The following is a 16864-nucleotide window of genomic DNA, read 5'->3' on the forward strand; positions in this document are numbered from 1 at the left end:
TAGCCGTCTCGCGTAACTGAGACGGCTTTAATGCTTGTTAGTGTATTGTTGTGTGCTTAGTCATGATTACTTGGAAAAGCAAATGAGGATGTGGAGGTACTATGTTCTTCAAACCATTTCTCTGAGATTGTTTTGGTTTTCGTGAAGAAGCGGACTTGGTCAGGACCAAACATATGGCCTTCGCCAAATTTTGAACGCTTCCAACCACCAAAGTTATAATAACCGACTGGAATCGGAATCGGCACATTTACACCGACCATCCCGACCTCGATTTCGGTTGTGAATTTACGTGCTGCAGCACCGTTATTCGTGAAAATCGTGACACCATTTCCTAATTCATGTTCGTTGATTAATTGAATGGCTTCTTCTAATGTTTCTACACGCACCACATTGCGAGCTGGACCAAAGACCTCTTGTTCGTAAATTTCCATACCTGGTTTCACGTTGTCTAATAAGGTAGGCCCTAAATAGAAACCTTTTGAATTTTCCGCGATCTCTGGATGTCGACCATCGCAAACTAATGTAGCCCCTTCGTCTAGGCTACGGTCGATAAAACCAATAATGGCGTCCTTAGATTGTTGTGTGATAACAGGTCCAAAATCAACCTCGTCATCTGTGTAGGGTCCGACTTTTAATTTGGCGATTTTAGTGGTTAATATTTTCACAAGCTGGTTCGCTGTGTCTTCGCCAACCGGTATAACCGTTGAAATAGCCATACAACGTTGAGAAGCTGCTCCATAGGCTGCGCCTAAAAATGCGTTTGCTGCTTGTTCTAAATCAGCGTCAGGCATCACAATCATATTGTTTTTACCACCACCTAATGCCGTGACCCGTTTGCCGTACTTTGAACCAGTTGCATAGATATGGTCTGCCACTGGTGTTGAGCCGACAAACGAAATCGCTTCAATGGAAGGGTTTGTTAACAGCTCATTGACTGTGTCTTTATCGCCATTAATCACAGTCCAAATGCCATCTGGTAAACCAGCTTCTTGCCAAAGTTCTGATAAAAATAGAGCGGAACAAGGAACGCGTTCAGATGGTTTTAAAATAACAGCATTTCCGACCGCAACCGCCATACTTGTAATAGCAAGTGGCACCATAACAGGGAAGTTGAATGGCGAAATCGCTGCTACAACACCAAGTGGTACTTTCGTAGAGTAAGCATTGATATGGCCGCCAACGTTTACCGAATATTCTCCTTTTAATAGATGTGGGGCATTGATTGCCAAGTCAACAGATTCTAAGCCTCGTGTGATTTCGCCCTTAGCATCCTCCTTGGTTTTACCACTTTCTGTACATATCAGTTCAATCAATTCATCCATACGCTCGGTAAGTAGTTGACGGAATTTCAAGACAATTTCAGCTCGTTTGCCAACAGACAGTGCACGCCAAGCTGGAAATGCTTTTTTCGCCGTTTCGATGGCAAGCAGTACCTCTTGTTTTGTAGCAAGTGGTACACGGGCAATGACGGAGCCTGCACTTGGATTAAAGACATCTGAGAATTTGCCACTCTTTCCCGGAACGACCTTGCCATTAATAAAATGACCCAATTCTTTTACTTCTGTATTCGTTACCATTAATTTATTCCTCCTTATTTCTACTATTTTCAAAAAGATTAGGACTGTTGTTGAAGGGCTTTTAAGGCATTTGTGAATTTTTCTACAATGAAATCTTTCTCATCCAAGGTGATGATCAGCGGTGGCGACAGTGTCAAAATATTATTAAAACCGGCTACGGTAACGCCATTTTTTCCGATAAGTAAACCTTGGTCTTTACATAAGCCAATCACTTTATTAACCTCAGTTACGTCGAGTGGGGCCTTAGTGTTTTTGTCGCTTACAAGCTCTACGCCAATAAGTAGACCTTTTCCACGAATATCACCAACATTTGGGTGATTTTTTAAGTGCTCTTGCAATTCAGAGAGTAGCACAGTACCGAGCTCCTCAGAGCGAGCAAATAAATTTTCCCGCTCCATAATTTCGATATTTTTTAAGGCAACCGCACAGGCTGCTGGCGAACCACCAAATGTGTTGACGTGGCGGAAGAAATCATATTCTTCGCTACCCGCAAATGCCTCGTAAATTTCTCGGCGCACAGCTGTTGCAGAGAGTGGCATATAGGCACTCGTTAAACCTTTTGCCATTGTGACAATATCGGGCTGTATGCCATAGTTTTGGAAACCAAATGCTTTGCCTGTACGACCAAAGCCACAAATTACTTCATCAACGATTAGAAGAGCCCCATGTTTTTCACATACAGCTTTAACTCCCTGTAAGTAATTTTCATGTGGCATAATCACACCGCCACCAGTAATAATTGGTTCCATAATAACCGCTGCAATGGTATCGGACATTTCCCAGGTCATTACATGATCGATGGCCTGTACAGATGGCAGAGCCACAGGATCTTCAATATGATCTTCATTGGCACGATAGGTATCCGGCGGTGTGACATGGATGAACCCAGGTGCCAATGGTTCGTATTTGTATTTGCGCTGTGCTTGTCCCGTTGCGGCTAATGCGCCCATTGAGCTACCATGATAGGCACGATAGCGAGATATAAACTTTGTGCGATTTACATTGCCTTGTTGTTGGTGATATTGACGGGCAATCTTAAATGCAGCCTCATTTGCTTCGGAGCCACTATTGGAAAAAAATACGACATAATCATCCCCTAAAAGCTCGCTAATTTTTTCGCTTAATTGGACGGCAGGGATGTGACCGACAGATAATGGTGTATAGGTATTCTCAAGTAATTGCTCGTAAGCAACCTTGGCGATTTCCTCTCGTCCATAGCCAACATTGACACACCATAATCCAGACATCGCGTCTAGGTATCGCTTGCCTGTTGTGTCCGTAATCCAAGCACCCTTTGATTTTTGGACAATCATAGTTGCATTGGGATTGTAGGGTTTCATCGAGTGCCAAACATACTGTTCATCTTTTACTTGCCAATTTTGACTTGTTAAATTCGTCATTGTCGATCATCTCTCCTTTTAACTGAAGCAACTTAGGCAAGCAATCTATTACGACTGTTGAGTACTAGATTGTCCTGAGTAGGCTGCTTTACTTTTGGTATAGATAGAGGTATCTCAAATATTACTTCTAAAGACAACTCCATTGGTACTTTATATGAATACAGGAGGAGCTTTAGAAGAGATATCTATTGACCGAAGATTCTGATATATTAAATTGTGCAAATGCACATATCGACAAGTTTCAGTTATTTATGCGCTAAAACATCTTCTATTAAAAAGGCAATATAGAGATTTGTTTTTGTAAATGGATTACTTAAATCCATATCTAACAGCGTTTCAATTTTTTTAATTTTATAAAGAACTGTGTTGCGATGAATAAATTGTCGTTCACTAATTTTACTCGTGCTGCCATTTTCCTCAAGGAAAATGCGTAGAAACGGTACATAATCTGTATTGTGTAGATCATCGTATTGGTAAAGTTGCCCGAGTATATCTTGGCTAAATGATTTGATTAACGTCTGATTTTGTACAGCCATAATAATTTTATAGGCGCCAATTTCTTTATATTTGTATAAGAAGCGATTGTTGTGCAGCTGTGCTAATTGGATAACCGTTAAAGATTCTTCATAGCTTTTACGAACATTTTCAAGTTCTTTATAATAATTTCCTTTGCCAATGATGATATCTAAATCACCATTTTTCTGTGAAATTTTGTCGTATATTTCTTCAACAATTTTTGAGAAGGGGATAATTGGTGTATTGATTTGTGCTCGATCGATTAAAAAAATGAGGTGATTTTTATACTTCAGTTTCAAGAAGCGCTTATATCTATGTTGAAATGCGAACTGTATCATGACCTCATATCGGTCAATGCTAGATTGTCCGCCAACGGTTGTACAAGTAATGATGGCTAGCTCTCGACCTTGTAGAAATCCGAGTTGGAGTAGATTTTCTTTCATAGCATTTGAGTGCTGTTTGTAGTGAAAAAGTAAGTTATAAAGAATTTTTTCTTCAACAGAATGCTCTTGCTGATGCGTGGCGATAAATTGAAAGGTTGTTTTTAATAGATCGGCTACACGACAATTCCATGGCATTTGAAAAAGTGGGAAATCATGCTCGTTAGCAAAAGTAATAACCGATACAGGAATGTCCGGAATATAAGGACCTGTGTTCACAATAAAGCCCGCTACTTTTTTAGCGAAGGCGAGTTTAACAAGTTGTTCCAAGGCGTCGTCCTGTTGTGATAGGTTGATACCTGTCGTTACGACTAATTCATTTGGTCGGCAAAACATGATTAAATCAATGCTCTCTACTACGTTAATACCTGTAACTCTACGATACAAACCACTATGACCAGCTACTAATGTTAGCATAGGGAATTGAACTCCCTCCACAATTTTGCGAATCGTCCCCATATAACCCCCCCTTAATATGAACATAACTTACCATATATAATGTGCAGATGCACATATTTTTTTAGGTTTATAGCTATAGCTCACCGTTTTTTTCTATCTTAGAATTTACATAAATGAACCTTCAATTACTAATGTGAAAGAGAGGACTTGCATATGTATAAATGTAATAGTAGACGATTGCAAGAGTCAATTGAACAATTTAGTCAATTTGGAGCAACGCCAAATGGGGGCGTTACGCGTTTGTCTCTTTCAAACGAGGACCTATTAGCGAGAGACTATTTTTGTAAGTGTTGTGAGGAATTGGGTATGAAAATTACGATAGATGATATGGCAAATATCTATGCCATTCTACCAGGGAAAAAGGATGTTCCGCCAATTGTTATGGGATCCCATTTAGATTCGGTTGAAAAAGGCGGAAAATTTGATGGTGTTTTAGGTGTTTTAACAGCATTAGAAGCAATTAGAACGTTGAAGGAAAATGATATAGAACTAGATGTGCCATTAATGATTGTTAATTTTACGAATGAAGAAGGCGCAAGATTTGACCCAGCGATGATGAGTTCAGGTGTGATTGCTAGCAAATTTGACAAGGACACAATGCTACAGTCTGTCGATAAAAACGGCATGACGTTTAAACAGGCACTGCAAGAAAGTGGTTATGAGGGGGAAAAAGAAAACCGTTTGCATGAAGCACTTGCTTATATAGAACTGCATATTGAGCAAGGGCCCGTATTAGCTGCACAGCAACTGGAGATTGGTGTGGTGGAAGGCGTTTTAGGCATGGTTTGTTATGAAATAACAATTACTGGAGAATCAAATCATGCTGGGACAACACCGATGTCGATGCGTAAAGATCCCATGATTGTAGCATCCACAATCATTACCTATTTACATGAACAGCTTGGTAAAATCGATGAAACACTGGTGTACACGTTTGGGCGAATGCATGTATCACCTAATATTCATACCGTTATACCGAATAAAGTAACGTTTACGATAGATTCACGTCATCAGAGTCCAGAGGTGATGCAGAAAGTAGAACAAGTACTAAAGGGTCTCCCGAACGAACAACAAGGTTGCCATGTTCAGCCAGCTAAACGATGGGGGAGAGATACTGTGTTTTTTGATGCATTGATTTGCGCTGAAGTGGAAAAATCATGTCAGGGCTTCGGCTATAGTTCTCAGCGAATGTTTAGTGGGGCTGGCCATGATGCCCAGTATATGGCTAGTATCATTCCTTCAGCAATGATTTTCGTACCGAGTATTAATGGGAAAAGCCATTGTGAAGAAGAAGAGACGCCATTTGAGGACTGTGCGAAGGGTGCTGATGTCTTATTGGAGACAGTTTTGACACTGCAAACAAAGTTCAGCATGGGTGTGACTTACACATTACATTAATATGCCGTTAGTTATGGAAAGCCCATTCATGATAGCGCCAACACCAACGGGCCATGAGCGTTGATAGATGCTCTATCAGTGCTTTCCGATTATCGGTGGAAGTAGCCGTGCAATCAACGCAATTCACACTTCTAGCAGTAAAGGTTTCATGACAATGCGTCGCTTTTTCACGTTGGCATTTAAAGAAACACGAACATTCTTGATAGGCGTGTAAGATGGCGACTCGAGCGGGAAAGCAAGCAAACCGAGACGCTGGACCGAACGTAATTTAAGAAAGTAGCTCGGTGCTTGCCCACAGAAAGCGTCCAGCTGTAGCGCATTATAACTGTGTGAGAGGAATAATTACTTGATTTTCTTTAATAATATTCGCGTTTATTGACATGAAGGGACTTATAAAATGGATTCATTTAGCTATTAATTTGAGATGAAGGGTGTGGGGGAGTATGAAAAAAATTATTAAAGGTGGACTAATTGCAACTGCTTCAGATGTGTATGAGGCAGATATTTTCATTGAGAACGGGAAAATTGTGCAAATTGGTAAAGATTTAACGGTTTTAGATGCAGAGATAGTGGATGCTACTGGCAAGTATGTAATGCCTGGAGGTATTGATCCCCATACACATTTAGATATGCCATTTAACAATACAGTGACGGATGATGATTGGAAGTCTGGTACGATTGCCGCTGCATTCGGCGGCACCACAACTATTTTGGATTTTTGTTTAACTGCCGGTGAAGAAAAGCTTTCGACAGCTGTAGAAAAGTGGCATGCAAAAGCAAAGGGCAAATCGGCAATCGACTATGGTTTCCATTTAATGATTGGGGATTTAACACCTGAGACAGAAGCAGAATTACCGGTATTACTAGAACAGCAAGGCATTACGTCTGTGAAGGTGTTCATGGCCTATGCAAAAGAATTCCAAGCGACTGATCGTACGCTATTTAAAGCATTTAAAATCGCTAAAGATGTAGGTGCTGTCGTGATGGTGCACTGTGAAAATGGCTCTGTCATCGATGAACTTGTCGAAGAAGCGAAACGAGCAGGTCATACAGAGCCAATCTATCATGCACTTACCCGCCCAGTGGAATTGGAAGGCGAAGCGACGAAACGGGCAATTGAACTGGCTCATATCGCAGGTGCCAAGCTGTACGTAGTGCATGTTACTTGTAAAGAGGCAGTAGATGAAATTATTGCAGCACGTGAAAAAGGATATGACGTGTATGGCGAAACATGTCCGCCTTATTTAACACTAGATCAATCTGCGTTAGCACAGCCAGGTTTTGAAGGGGCAAAATATGTTTGGTCACCACCACTTCGTCCGAAATACCACCAAGAGCATTTATGGAACGCGCTAAAAGCAAAACAATTACAAACAATTGGTTCGGATCAGTGTTCATTTAGTTTCAATGGCAAGAAACAATTGGGCTTAAATGATTTCTCTAAAATTCCAAATGGCGGTCCGTTTATCGAAGATCGATTCAGCATTTTATATTCAGAAGGCGTGACGACTGGAAAAATTTCAATCAATGAATTTGTCGATATGGTTTCTACAAGTGCTGCAAAAATTTTCGGCTTATACCCACAAAAAGGCACGATTGCCATCGATTCTGACGCCGATATTGTTATTTTTGATCCACAGGTAAAACGTGAAATTTCAGCTAAGACACATCATATGAATGTGGACTATAACCCGTATGAAGGCTGGGAAGTTACTGGAGAACCTATCAGTGTACTTGTACGCGGGGAGTATGTCATTAAGGATAAAGAATTCGTAGGGGGATTAGGTAGTGGCCAATATTTAAAACGGGGTTTAAAACCGGCTACTGCAGAAACGATAAAAATTTAACTTCTTTCAGCAAATATTAATTGTACCAAAAGCGTGACGCAATTATACCAAGGCATCATTCATCTTTTATTCGTGGATGTCCGATTGTTTCTGTCTGGAGAGCACAAACAATCGTGTTAGGAAAAGTGAACACATGAGGGGGATGTGGAAATGGTTTCAATGACTTCACAGCTTGACCGAAATTTTGTTGAATTGACAAGCAGGATGACAAAAAATGAAGCGATAGAAGAGGCAAACCGCTGCTTATATTGCTACGATGCACCATGTATTACAGCTTGCCCGACTAGCATTCAAATCCCAAATTTCATTAAGAAAATTGCTTCAGGCAATATGAAAGGTTCGGCCACAACGATTCTTGAGGCAAATCCGATTGGTGCAAGCTGTGCGCGAGTATGTCCGACAGAAGAGTTATGTGAAGGGGCATGTGTGTTAAATTCCTCGACAAAACCAATAAAAATCGGCCACTTACAGCGCTATGCAACCGACTGGGCGATGGAGTCGAATGTTGAGCTATTTACAAAAGGACAAAGCAATGGACAAAAGGTAGCCATTATTGGCGCGGGACCTGCTGGGTTATCTGCTGCGCGCGAGCTTAGCCGATTTGGTTATGATGTCACAGTTTATGAAGCCGAGTCGAAAGCGGGTGGTTTAGGGAATTATGGCATCGTGTCGTTCCGCCTGCCAAACGAGGTTGTAGATTGGGAAGTCGAGCAAATTGTCAAGCTTGGCGTGGACATTAAAACGAATACAACAGTAGGTGTAGATATCTCGGCGGATGAAATTTTACAACAATATGACAGTGTCATTTTGGCGATTGGTATGGGCGCTGTGCCGAAAGTTGGTATTGAAGGTGAAGATTTAGTGGGTGTCCATGATGCCATTGAGTTTGTAAGGCAAACAAAAATCGGCCCGCTTTCAACCGATTTTGTAGGCAAACGAGTAGCGGTCATTGGCGCGGGAAATACGGCAATTGATGGTGCGACATGTGCTGTTCGTTTAGGTGCAGATAATGTGAAAATTCTTTACAGAAGAACACGAAATGAAATGACAGCTTACCACTTCGAATTTGAATTTGCCAAACAGGATGGTGTGGAGTTTAAGTGGCTGACTGCGCCCAAAAAAATTATTGGTAATGATGCTGGTGAAGTAGTAGCGATTGAATGCATCAAGATGAAATTAGGTGAGGCAGGTGCTGATGGTCGTCAAAGACCAGAAGAAATTGAAGGTTCCAATTTTATAATTGAAGTGGATGCGGTCATTAAAGCTATTGGTCAGACCCGCTTTGTATCATTGATTGAAGCCTTTAAGTTAAAGCATACCAATGGTGTAGTCGATATTGATGAAACGACAATGCAAACGTCCCATAGCAAAGTGTTTGCATGTGGAGATGTCGTCTTCGGAAATGGACAAGGCGAGGCGATGGTTGTTACAGCTGTTCAGCAAGGAAAAGATGCAGCCTACAGGATACATGAGCGTTTGCGAAAGCCTAGCGAGATTGCATAACTGCATGTAGCAGAAGGTTTACACTTCTATACGTGATAAGAGAATGATCGTTTCGAGTTTTGCACAGCGGATGTAGAATGTTCGCTGAATGTAGTGATAGTGTCCGGCGGATACCATTGATTTTGGTCAAGAGTGTAGCGTGTTCACTCGATCCAAAGTCTGGATGCCAAATTCGCTGGGGCGATTTTGATAGGGGGGAAGCGACATGGCAGATTTGCGCATTGACTTAGCGGGCATAAAATCACCAAACCCATTTTGGCTCGCTTCAGCACCGCCAACGAATTCAGGCTATCAAGTGCAACGTGCATTTGAAGCGGGATGGGGCGGCGCTGTATGGAAGACATTGGGTGAACCGATTTTGAATGTTTCATCACGTTTTGCCGCAGTTAGCTATAACGGACAAAGAGTAGCGGGTTTTAATAATATTGAACTGATTACAGATCGGCCGTTAGAAGTTAATTTAAAAGAAATTTATGACACGAAAAAAAGGTTTCCTAATCATGCGATTATTGCGTCATTAATGGTAGAGCCAAAGCAAGAAAAGTGGCATGAAATCGTAAAACGAGTAGAAGATGTGGGGGTTGATGGTCTTGAGCTTAACTTTGGTTGTCCACATGGGATGGCAGAACGAGGAATGGGCTCTGCCTCTGGTCAAGTCCCTGAATTGGTTGAAAAGCAAACGCATTGGGTGAAAGAGGTTGCACGTACGCCAGTCATTGTTAAGCTAACACCGAATATCACAGATATTACGGTCACAGCTGAAGCGGCGACTAGAGGCGGAGCCGATGCTATCAGTATGATTAATACAATTAATAGCTTAGCCGGCGTTGATTTAGATACGTGGAACACAGTGCCTCATGTTGCCGGAAAGGGAGCACATGGCGGTTATTGCGGCCCTGCTGTTAAACCGATTGCGCTCAACATGGTGGCAGAATGTGCTAGAAATCCATTAATCGATGTGCCTATATCTGGCATCGGGGGTATTTCCAACTGGCAAGATGCTGCAGAGTTTATGCTGATGGGTGCAACTGGAGTTCAAGTGTGTACAGCGGCGATGCACCACGGATTTAGTATTGTAGAGGACATGATTGATGGTCTCAATAATTATTTAGATGATAAAGGGATTGCCGCGGCGATGGATCTAGTGGGTCGCTCTGTCCTGCGTTATTCTGACTGGGGCAACTTAGACTTAAATTACAAAATCGTTGCTGAAATTAATAATGATGTATGCATTAACTGTAATAAGTGCCATATCGCTTGTGAAGATACGTCGCATCAATGTATTGACTTGTATTCAGAGAGTGATCGTCCGATGCTAAAGGTGCGTGAAGAGGATTGTGTTGGCTGTAATTTATGCTCCATTGTGTGCCCTGTAGATGGCGCCATTACAATGGTTGAAAGAAAATCTGCTATTGCGCCAATGACTTGGAATGAACGCCAGTCGCTTATCGGTAGTCTCTCTCGATAAAGAAATCCCGTTGTTTAGGTATGTACTGAAAGGCCACTTTCATTTTGCCAATGGCTTAACATTAGCTAAAAGAAAGAAATACCGCATGTAGCTGTCACGAAAAAATCTTTATTCGGTAGAAGCGTCCTCTTTTTGTAACAGTTACAAGGCAGTGGATAATCAGCCGACGCCTGAATAAAGAACATGCCTCCGGCGGATGTCACGGATTTTGAAGGAAATCAATTGAGGATGTTAGTGTAACTTCGGCGTAGCCATGCCTTAGCGGCTAACTAGATTCTACATCGAAAAACGCCATGTTTCTGTGGCTATAAAAAATGACCGACTGCAAAATCGGCCCGCATGTAGACTCTAGCTCACTTCAAAATTCGGACTCAATTACGCCGAGACGTAATTGATTAAAAAGGAGCGAAATGTATGGAGAATGACGGGCATTATTTGAAATCCCCAGATTTACTTCCAGTGACACATCAACAAAGAAATATTGGCGCATTTGGTTTTGCGGTTATTTGGGTAGGGATGGCGATAGTCTTAGCGGCCTTTGCGATTGGTGGATCGGCTATTATGAGTTTACCAATGCCAATGGTTATTTTAGCGACATTAATAGGTTCGTGTTTAATTGGCGTATTTATGACGTTAATTGGTGATATTGGTATCGAACATGGCTTATCATTCCCCGTATATATGCGCGCGCCATTCGGTACATTTGGCACGCATATACCGTCACTTGTTCGTGGCGTGACAGCAGCATGTTGGTTTGGTATCAACACATATTTTGGTGCAATGGCGATTAATGGTATTTTGAATTTGCTTTTTGGCTATGACAATTGGTTTATATGTTTCCTTGTCTTTGCGGCGTTACAGTTATTCAATACATCGCTCGGCATTAAATCGATTGAGCGATTTGCAGATTTAGCAGCACCGATTATTATTTTAATTTCGTGCTGGATGTATATTACGCTGGCAGATAATGCGACTTCCCAAGGCAAAGATGTCTGGACTTGGGTGGAAGCACCAACAACGGGTATGGCAGCCTTTACTGCGTTTATGGTTGTTATCATGGCAAATATGGGCTTCTGGGCAACATTAGCAGCCGATATGCCTACACTATCACGTTTTTTTAAAGCACCAAAAAATGAACGTAATTGGTTCAAACGCAATAAAACACAGTTAATTGGTTCGTTGATTGTGATGCCTATTACCAATACTTTTATGATTGTAATTGGTGCGGTATGTTATATGGCAGTGTCATCAGCGGATCCTATAAACGCATTACAACAAAGTGCTAGTGGGATTGTCTTAGGTATTCTTCTGCTAATGATTGTATTAGCACAATGGTCTACAAATACCTCTGCCAATGTTATTCCGGCAGCCACGATTTTTTCGAATATTGGCGGGCCTAAAGTTCCGTTTTGGGTAGGGGTTGTCATTGCAGGGATTATTGGAATACTAGCACAGCCGTGGAGCCTATTTGATGTTTTGGTCAATGCCCTATTAATTATAGGTGGTATTTTAACAGCCATTGTAGGCATTTTATTTGCTGATTATTACTTAATTCGTAAACGACGCGTAAATGTAAAAGATCTTTACGAGTTAGATGGCCAATTTAAGTATATGAAAGGCTTCAACTTAGCGGGGCTAATTGCTTGGATTATCGGTGGGTCCATCGCAAATATGTTTCCAACTTATTCATCATTAATCGGTTTCTTCGTTGGGGCCATTCTTTATTATCTATTAGCGAAATATTGGTGGTTCAAAAAGTACCCACAAGCAGAACTAGATGATCCAAGTGATGCCAAGTATTTAGGAATTACTGCTGGTCATAATTTGGATGAAATCTTCGGTCAAGAACCAGTACCCATGCCACCTGTCAACACAGATGAAGGGGATGCAGTAGAGTCAATTGATCCAGTACTTGAAATAAAAGGTGCTGAATAAAATAAAAGCAAGTGGATATTCCACGGTAGCGAATTAAGGCCAGTAATGTTGAACAAAGCGAGGTGATTGCATGTCAGATTACTTACAAAGTATGGATGAAATAAATAAAGTGGATCATTTTTTGGACAGTGGCTATAAGATTCAATATGTCTATGAAAACTTAAGTGGGATGTTTGTAGAGTTTGGACGACAGGATGAAGTTGTACATTTACAGATCCTCACAGCAGATGCACGTAAGTATTTCGCAGCAAAACTTCAAGAACAAACATTATTGCAATAAGGCAAATTTTATATGTAGCGATAAAAACTCTATTCCATGACTCTTTTTAGATAATGGAATAGGGTTATGACCATCATAAAGCCTGATGGTTTATAAAAAAATGTTAATCAAAATGCCATTCATTAGCAGGTAACTTTAAGAAAAAAATCTAGGGTATCCATATAAAGTTTTAAAAAAACCATTGACTTCTAAAAGATATTCTTTTAGAGTGAACTTGTAATTAAATATCCTCGTTAGGTGAGGCTCCTGTGTAGGAGATATGCTACTGCCCAGAAATGTCGAAAGACGCCAATGGGTCAACAGAAACCATCGACATAAGGTGGTTTTTAATGTAGCTGGCTTTGTCCTATGCCACACAGTGCTAAAGCTCTACGAATGGAGGAGCAGATTTGCTACAATTTTTTTGTTGTGCAATCATGTACGTTTATAGTACCGTCTAAACACCTTCATTCGTTATGAAGGTGTTTTATTTTTATGTGAGGTGAGGAAAATGGATAACTATGACTATTCAGAACCAGACTCGAAGTATTATAAAAATGAATTAAATACACAGAATATCCATGAGGAATTTTAATTTATCTTTCTTAACGATTGTTTTATCGTTGGGGGAATATTTTTTGTTCCTCAATGAAGGAGTGGTTGTTAAAATGATTAAAAACATGCCAGAAAACCAAATAACAATTCAGATTATTAAGGCATTAAAAGAAGGAAAACAACAAGAATTCCAAGCAATATTGAAGGAACTCCAACCGTATGATATTGCACGGATTTTTGAGGGGGTACCAGAAAAATATCATACACGTTTCTTATTGTTTCTTACTCCTGAACAAATCGCTGAACTCATTCAAGAGCTTGAAAAAGTACATCAATTAATAGTTCTGAATAAATTAGGGATCGAAGAATCAGGTCAGGTAATGGATTTAATGGATAATGATGATTTAGCTTCATTGTTAGAAAACCTATCACCTGATAAAATTGAAGAACTGCTTTCAGGCATGAAGCAAGAAGAATCGAAAATTGTTAAAAATATTATGAACTATCCTCCTGAAACGGCAGGACGAATCATGACAAACCGTTTTGTGTGGATTCCTCAACACTATACTATTCGAGAATCAGTTGATAAACTTAAAATATTTGCAGAATTCTCAGAAACGATAAACTATTTATATGTAATTGATGATGATAAAAAATTAGTAGGTGTTGTATCCTATCGAGATTTAATAATAAGTGATGAATTTGAAAAGATTCAGGATATTATGTATAGCAGAGTAATCTCCGTTTCTGCTGAAACGGATCAAGAAGAAGTAGCTCGTGTAATAGAGCGTTATGATTTTTTATCAGTTCCTGTTGTTGAAAAAAATAATGAATTGGTAGGAATTGTAACAGTCGATGATATTATTGACGTCGTTATCAAGGAAGCAAACGAAGATATTGAGAAACTTTCGGCATCTGGTAAAGCCATTGATTTTGACACGAAGGCACATGTGGCTGCATATCGCCGACTGCCTTGGCTAATTTTACTGTTATTTATCGGATTAGTTTCGGGAACCATTATTAGTGGTTTTGAAGAAACATTATCCAAAGTCGTCGCACTGGCCTTCTTTATGCCTATGATTGCTGGGATGACTGGAAATACAGGTACTCAATCATTAGCTGTTGTGGTAAGAGGTCTAATTACTACTGATACTAATAAAGGCGTAGTTATTAAACTTATTATTAGAGAACTGCAAGTAGGGTTGATTATAGGTATTACCTGTGGCATATTAATCTCGATTATAGCCTATATTTGGCAAGGGAATGCGGTTCTAGGTTTAGTTGTTGGAAGTTCATTAGTTGTGACTCTGATTATCGGGACTTTGGCTGGGACTATTATTCCTTTAATCTTATATAAATTTAAAATCGATCCGGCAGTGGCGTCTGGTCCCTTAATTACAACACTGAATGATATCCTATCCTTACTTATTTACTTTGGAATTGCAACAATGTTTATTTCAAAATTGATGTAGAGATTTAAGTTCCTGTAGATTAAACTATTCCACAATCGGGCACGTTTGTGGAACAACATGAAAATCATCAAATAATATTAAAATCCTAACCGAATGTGCTGAAAAAGAATCCACTTTGATCTGTCAAAATGGATTCTTTTTAATTATAAATGCGAATATTCTACATATTAAAAATATTTAGAAATAATATTTTAGCGAGTGCTCTCATACTTTTTTACCGGTTAAATATTACTTAAATGCTGTTTTTCCTAAAAATACAATTGTGTTTTTAGAAAGAATTTATTATTATTAGTAAAGTAATTTAAATGTGAAACAACATGAAGGAAAGAGGCTCATTCAAGTGGCAAATAAAGAATTAACAAGAGGCTTAGAGGCGCGTCATATTCAAATGATTGCTCTTGGCGGTACGATTGGTGTAGGGCTATTTATGGGTTCTGCCAGTGCCATTCAGTGGACAGGACCGTCTGTGCTACTTGCTTATGCTATATCAGGGATTTTTATATTTTTCATCATGCGTGCAATGGGTGAGATGCTTTATATGGAACCAAGCACAGGCTCATTTGCAACATTCGGTTATAAATATATCCATCCATTAGCAGGCTATTTAACGGCGTGGAGTAACTGGTTTCAGTGGATTATCGTTGGGATGTCCGAAATTATTGCCGTAGGAACATACATGCAGTATTGGTATCCAGATTTACCAGCGTGGATTCCAGGTTTTATCGCGATGGTGATTCTAGGTTTAGCGAATTTTATCTCGGTTAAATCGTTTGGTGAATTTGAATTCTGGTTTGCAATGATTAAAATTGTCACGATAATTCTGATGATTATCGCAGGCTTTGGCCTGATTTTCTTTGGTATTGGTAATGGAGGCATTGCGATTGGGTTATCAAATCTTTGGGAACATGGCGGCTTCTTTACTGGTGGCTGGACTGGCTTCTTCTTTGCGTTATCATTGGTTGTAGCAGCTTACCAAGGGGTTGAGCTTATCGGGATAACTGCGGGAGAAGCAAAAAACCCGCAAAAAACAATTACCAATGCGATTCAAAGCATTATTTGGCGTATTTTAATATTCTATATCGGTGCGATTTTTGTCATTATTACAGTTTACCCGTGGGATGAATTAGGAACAATTGGTAGCCCATTTGTGGCAACTTTTGCAAAGGTAGGGATTACTGCAGCAGCAGGGATTATTAACTTCGTTGTCATCACGGCGGCAATGTCAGGTTGTAATAGTGGTATTTATAGCGCAGGACGTATGCTTTATACACTAGCGATGAATGGCCAAGCACCAAAATTCTTTGCAAAGCTTTCTACGAATGGTGTTCCGATATTCGGGACAGCGGGTGTGCTTGTTGGATTAGTCATTGGCGTTGTACTGAGTTATATTGCTCCTGAAAATTTATTTGTCTATGTATATAGTGCAAGTGTACTTCCTGGGATGGTTCCTTGGTTTATTATTTTAATCAGTCAAATTCGATTTAGAAAAGTAAAAGATGGACAACTGGCAGAACATCCGTTTAAAATGCCATTTGCTCCAGTTACAAACTATATAACTATTGCTTTTTTAATAATGGTACTGATCGGTATGTGGTTTAATGAGGATACACGTGTATCGTTAATCGTGGGAATTGTTTTCCTTGTGCTTGTTACAATTAGCTTCTATGCTTTTGGTATTGGAAAGAGACGTCCAGTAGAAATGGATGATAACAACTAAACGCGATATTACTATGATGTATGAGAGTCATCATTTCAGACTGTCGACAAACTCAAAAAATGAGTTTGTCGACGGTCTTTTTCTTTATTTAAACTCGTTGAATGACGTTATGGTGGACGCTTGTCGCATGCATGGCTTCAGTGTCCCCGTTGCTACACTACTGCGGGGCCTTCCGCTTAGATGTATTGCTGATAAAATTTCAAAAGGTATTCGGAGTGATCACAACCCGAATACCTTTTGAGTTTTTGAATGCACTTCAAGCTGGTTACGTGCATTGTTTAATTGTTGGACATCATGTTTATGATTATCTCAAGTATG

Annotated in this window: 12 protein-coding genes and 1 riboswitch; of the genes, 9 read left to right on the forward strand and 3 right to left on the reverse strand. The window is 40.0% G+C overall.

Annotation, left to right across the window (positions count from 1 at the left end; translation table 11 throughout):
• Window positions 1-56 precede the first annotated feature (56 nt).
• The 3 genes from C9J35_RS14980 to C9J35_RS14990 form a co-directional block, all read right to left on the reverse strand.
• Entirely contained in the window at window positions 57-1577 is a 1521-nt protein-coding gene (locus C9J35_RS14980; RefSeq protein ID WP_107925138.1) for a CoA-acylating methylmalonate-semialdehyde dehydrogenase, read from the reverse strand.
• A 38-nt stretch (window positions 1578-1615) separates the two neighbouring features.
• Window positions 1616-2977: an aspartate aminotransferase family protein gene (locus C9J35_RS14985; protein ID WP_107925139.1), complete on the reverse strand. Its 1362-nt coding sequence runs from the start codon at window positions 2975-2977 to the stop codon at window positions 1616-1618.
• A 245-nt stretch (window positions 2978-3222) separates the two neighbouring features.
• A complete protein-coding gene (locus C9J35_RS14990; protein ID WP_107925140.1) occupies window positions 3223-4392 on the reverse strand; it encodes a PucR family transcriptional regulator in 1170 nt (389 codons plus the stop codon).
• Between the two features lie 153 nt (window positions 4393-4545).
• Here C9J35_RS14990 and C9J35_RS14995 point away from each other — a divergent pair, with 153 nt between their 5' ends.
• The 9 genes from C9J35_RS14995 (at window position 4546) to C9J35_RS15030 (ending at window position 16546) form a co-directional block, all read left to right on the forward strand.
• Window positions 4546-5790 (forward strand): Zn-dependent hydrolase, encoded by a 1245-nt coding sequence (locus C9J35_RS14995; RefSeq protein WP_054768055.1) that lies wholly within the window; start codon window positions 4546-4548, stop codon window positions 5788-5790.
• Window positions 5791-5857: 67 nt separating this feature from the next.
• A complete protein-coding gene (locus C9J35_RS23650) occupies window positions 5858-6004 on the forward strand; it encodes a hypothetical protein (RefSeq protein ID WP_167395977.1) in 147 nt (48 codons plus the stop codon).
• A 229-nt stretch (window positions 6005-6233) separates the two neighbouring features.
• On the forward strand, window positions 6234-7637 hold the full coding sequence (hydA, locus tag C9J35_RS15000) for a dihydropyrimidinase (RefSeq protein WP_107925141.1): 1404 nt from the start codon (window positions 6234-6236) through the stop codon (window positions 7635-7637).
• A gap of 150 nt (window positions 7638-7787) precedes the next feature.
• A complete protein-coding gene (locus tag C9J35_RS15005; RefSeq protein WP_107925142.1) occupies window positions 7788-9140 on the forward strand; it encodes an NAD(P)-dependent oxidoreductase in 1353 nt (450 codons plus the stop codon).
• A 205-nt stretch (window positions 9141-9345) separates the two neighbouring features.
• The gene (gene preA, locus C9J35_RS15010; protein ID WP_107925143.1) at window positions 9346-10608 is read left to right on the forward strand and encodes an NAD-dependent dihydropyrimidine dehydrogenase subunit PreA; all 1263 of its coding nucleotides are present in this window, start codon (window positions 9346-9348) and stop codon (window positions 10606-10608) included.
• Between the two features lie 414 nt (window positions 10609-11022).
• Window positions 11023-12543 carry an NCS1 family transporter gene (locus C9J35_RS15015; protein WP_107925144.1) on the forward strand — a complete coding sequence of 507 codons (1521 nt, stop codon included), beginning with the start codon at window positions 11023-11025 and terminating at the stop codon, window positions 12541-12543.
• Between the two features lie 70 nt (window positions 12544-12613).
• Entirely contained in the window at window positions 12614-12823 is a 210-nt protein-coding gene (locus C9J35_RS15020) for a hypothetical protein (RefSeq protein WP_107925145.1), read from the forward strand.
• 222 nt (window positions 12824-13045) lie between these two features.
• A riboswitch (M-box (ykoK) riboswitch) is annotated at window positions 13046-13211 on the forward strand.
• Window positions 13212-13470: 259 nt separating this feature from the next.
• Window positions 13471-14829, forward strand: a complete 1359-nt coding sequence (gene mgtE / locus C9J35_RS15025; protein WP_107925156.1) for a magnesium transporter — start codon at window positions 13471-13473, stop codon at window positions 14827-14829.
• A 340-nt stretch (window positions 14830-15169) separates the two neighbouring features.
• Complete coding sequence (locus C9J35_RS15030) at window positions 15170-16546, forward strand: amino acid permease (RefSeq protein WP_107925146.1); 1377 nt, start codon at window positions 15170-15172, stop codon at window positions 16544-16546.
• Window positions 16547-16864: the final 318 nt, after the last annotated feature.

The sequence above is a fragment of the Lysinibacillus parviboronicapiens genome, assembly GCF_003049575.1.
Taxonomy (GTDB): Bacteria; Bacillota; Bacilli; order Bacillales_A; family Planococcaceae; genus Lysinibacillus; species Lysinibacillus parviboronicapiens.

Coding starts and splice junctions, on each gene's coding strand:
- C9J35_RS14980 (WP_107925138.1), bottom strand. CDS start 1,577: ATGGTAACGAATACAGAAGTAAAAGAATTGGGTCATTTTATTAATGGC.
- C9J35_RS14985 (WP_107925139.1), bottom strand. CDS start 2,977: ATGACGAATTTAACAAGTCAAAATTGGCAAGTAAAAGATGAACAGTAT.
- C9J35_RS14990 (WP_107925140.1), bottom strand. CDS start 4,392: ATGGGGACGATTCGCAAAATTGTGGAGGGAGTTCAATTCCCTATGCTA.
- C9J35_RS14995 (WP_054768055.1), top strand. CDS start 4,546: ATGTATAAATGTAATAGTAGACGATTGCAAGAGTCAATTGAACAATTT.
- C9J35_RS23650 (WP_167395977.1), top strand. CDS start 5,858: ATGCTCTATCAGTGCTTTCCGATTATCGGTGGAAGTAGCCGTGCAATC.
- hydA (WP_107925141.1), top strand. CDS start 6,234: ATGAAAAAAATTATTAAAGGTGGACTAATTGCAACTGCTTCAGATGTG.
- C9J35_RS15005 (WP_107925142.1), top strand. CDS start 7,788: ATGGTTTCAATGACTTCACAGCTTGACCGAAATTTTGTTGAATTGACA.
- preA (WP_107925143.1), top strand. CDS start 9,346: ATGGCAGATTTGCGCATTGACTTAGCGGGCATAAAATCACCAAACCCA.
- C9J35_RS15015 (WP_107925144.1), top strand. CDS start 11,023: ATGGAGAATGACGGGCATTATTTGAAATCCCCAGATTTACTTCCAGTG.
- C9J35_RS15020 (WP_107925145.1), top strand. CDS start 12,614: ATGTCAGATTACTTACAAAGTATGGATGAAATAAATAAAGTGGATCAT.
- mgtE (WP_107925156.1), top strand. CDS start 13,471: ATGATTAAAAACATGCCAGAAAACCAAATAACAATTCAGATTATTAAG.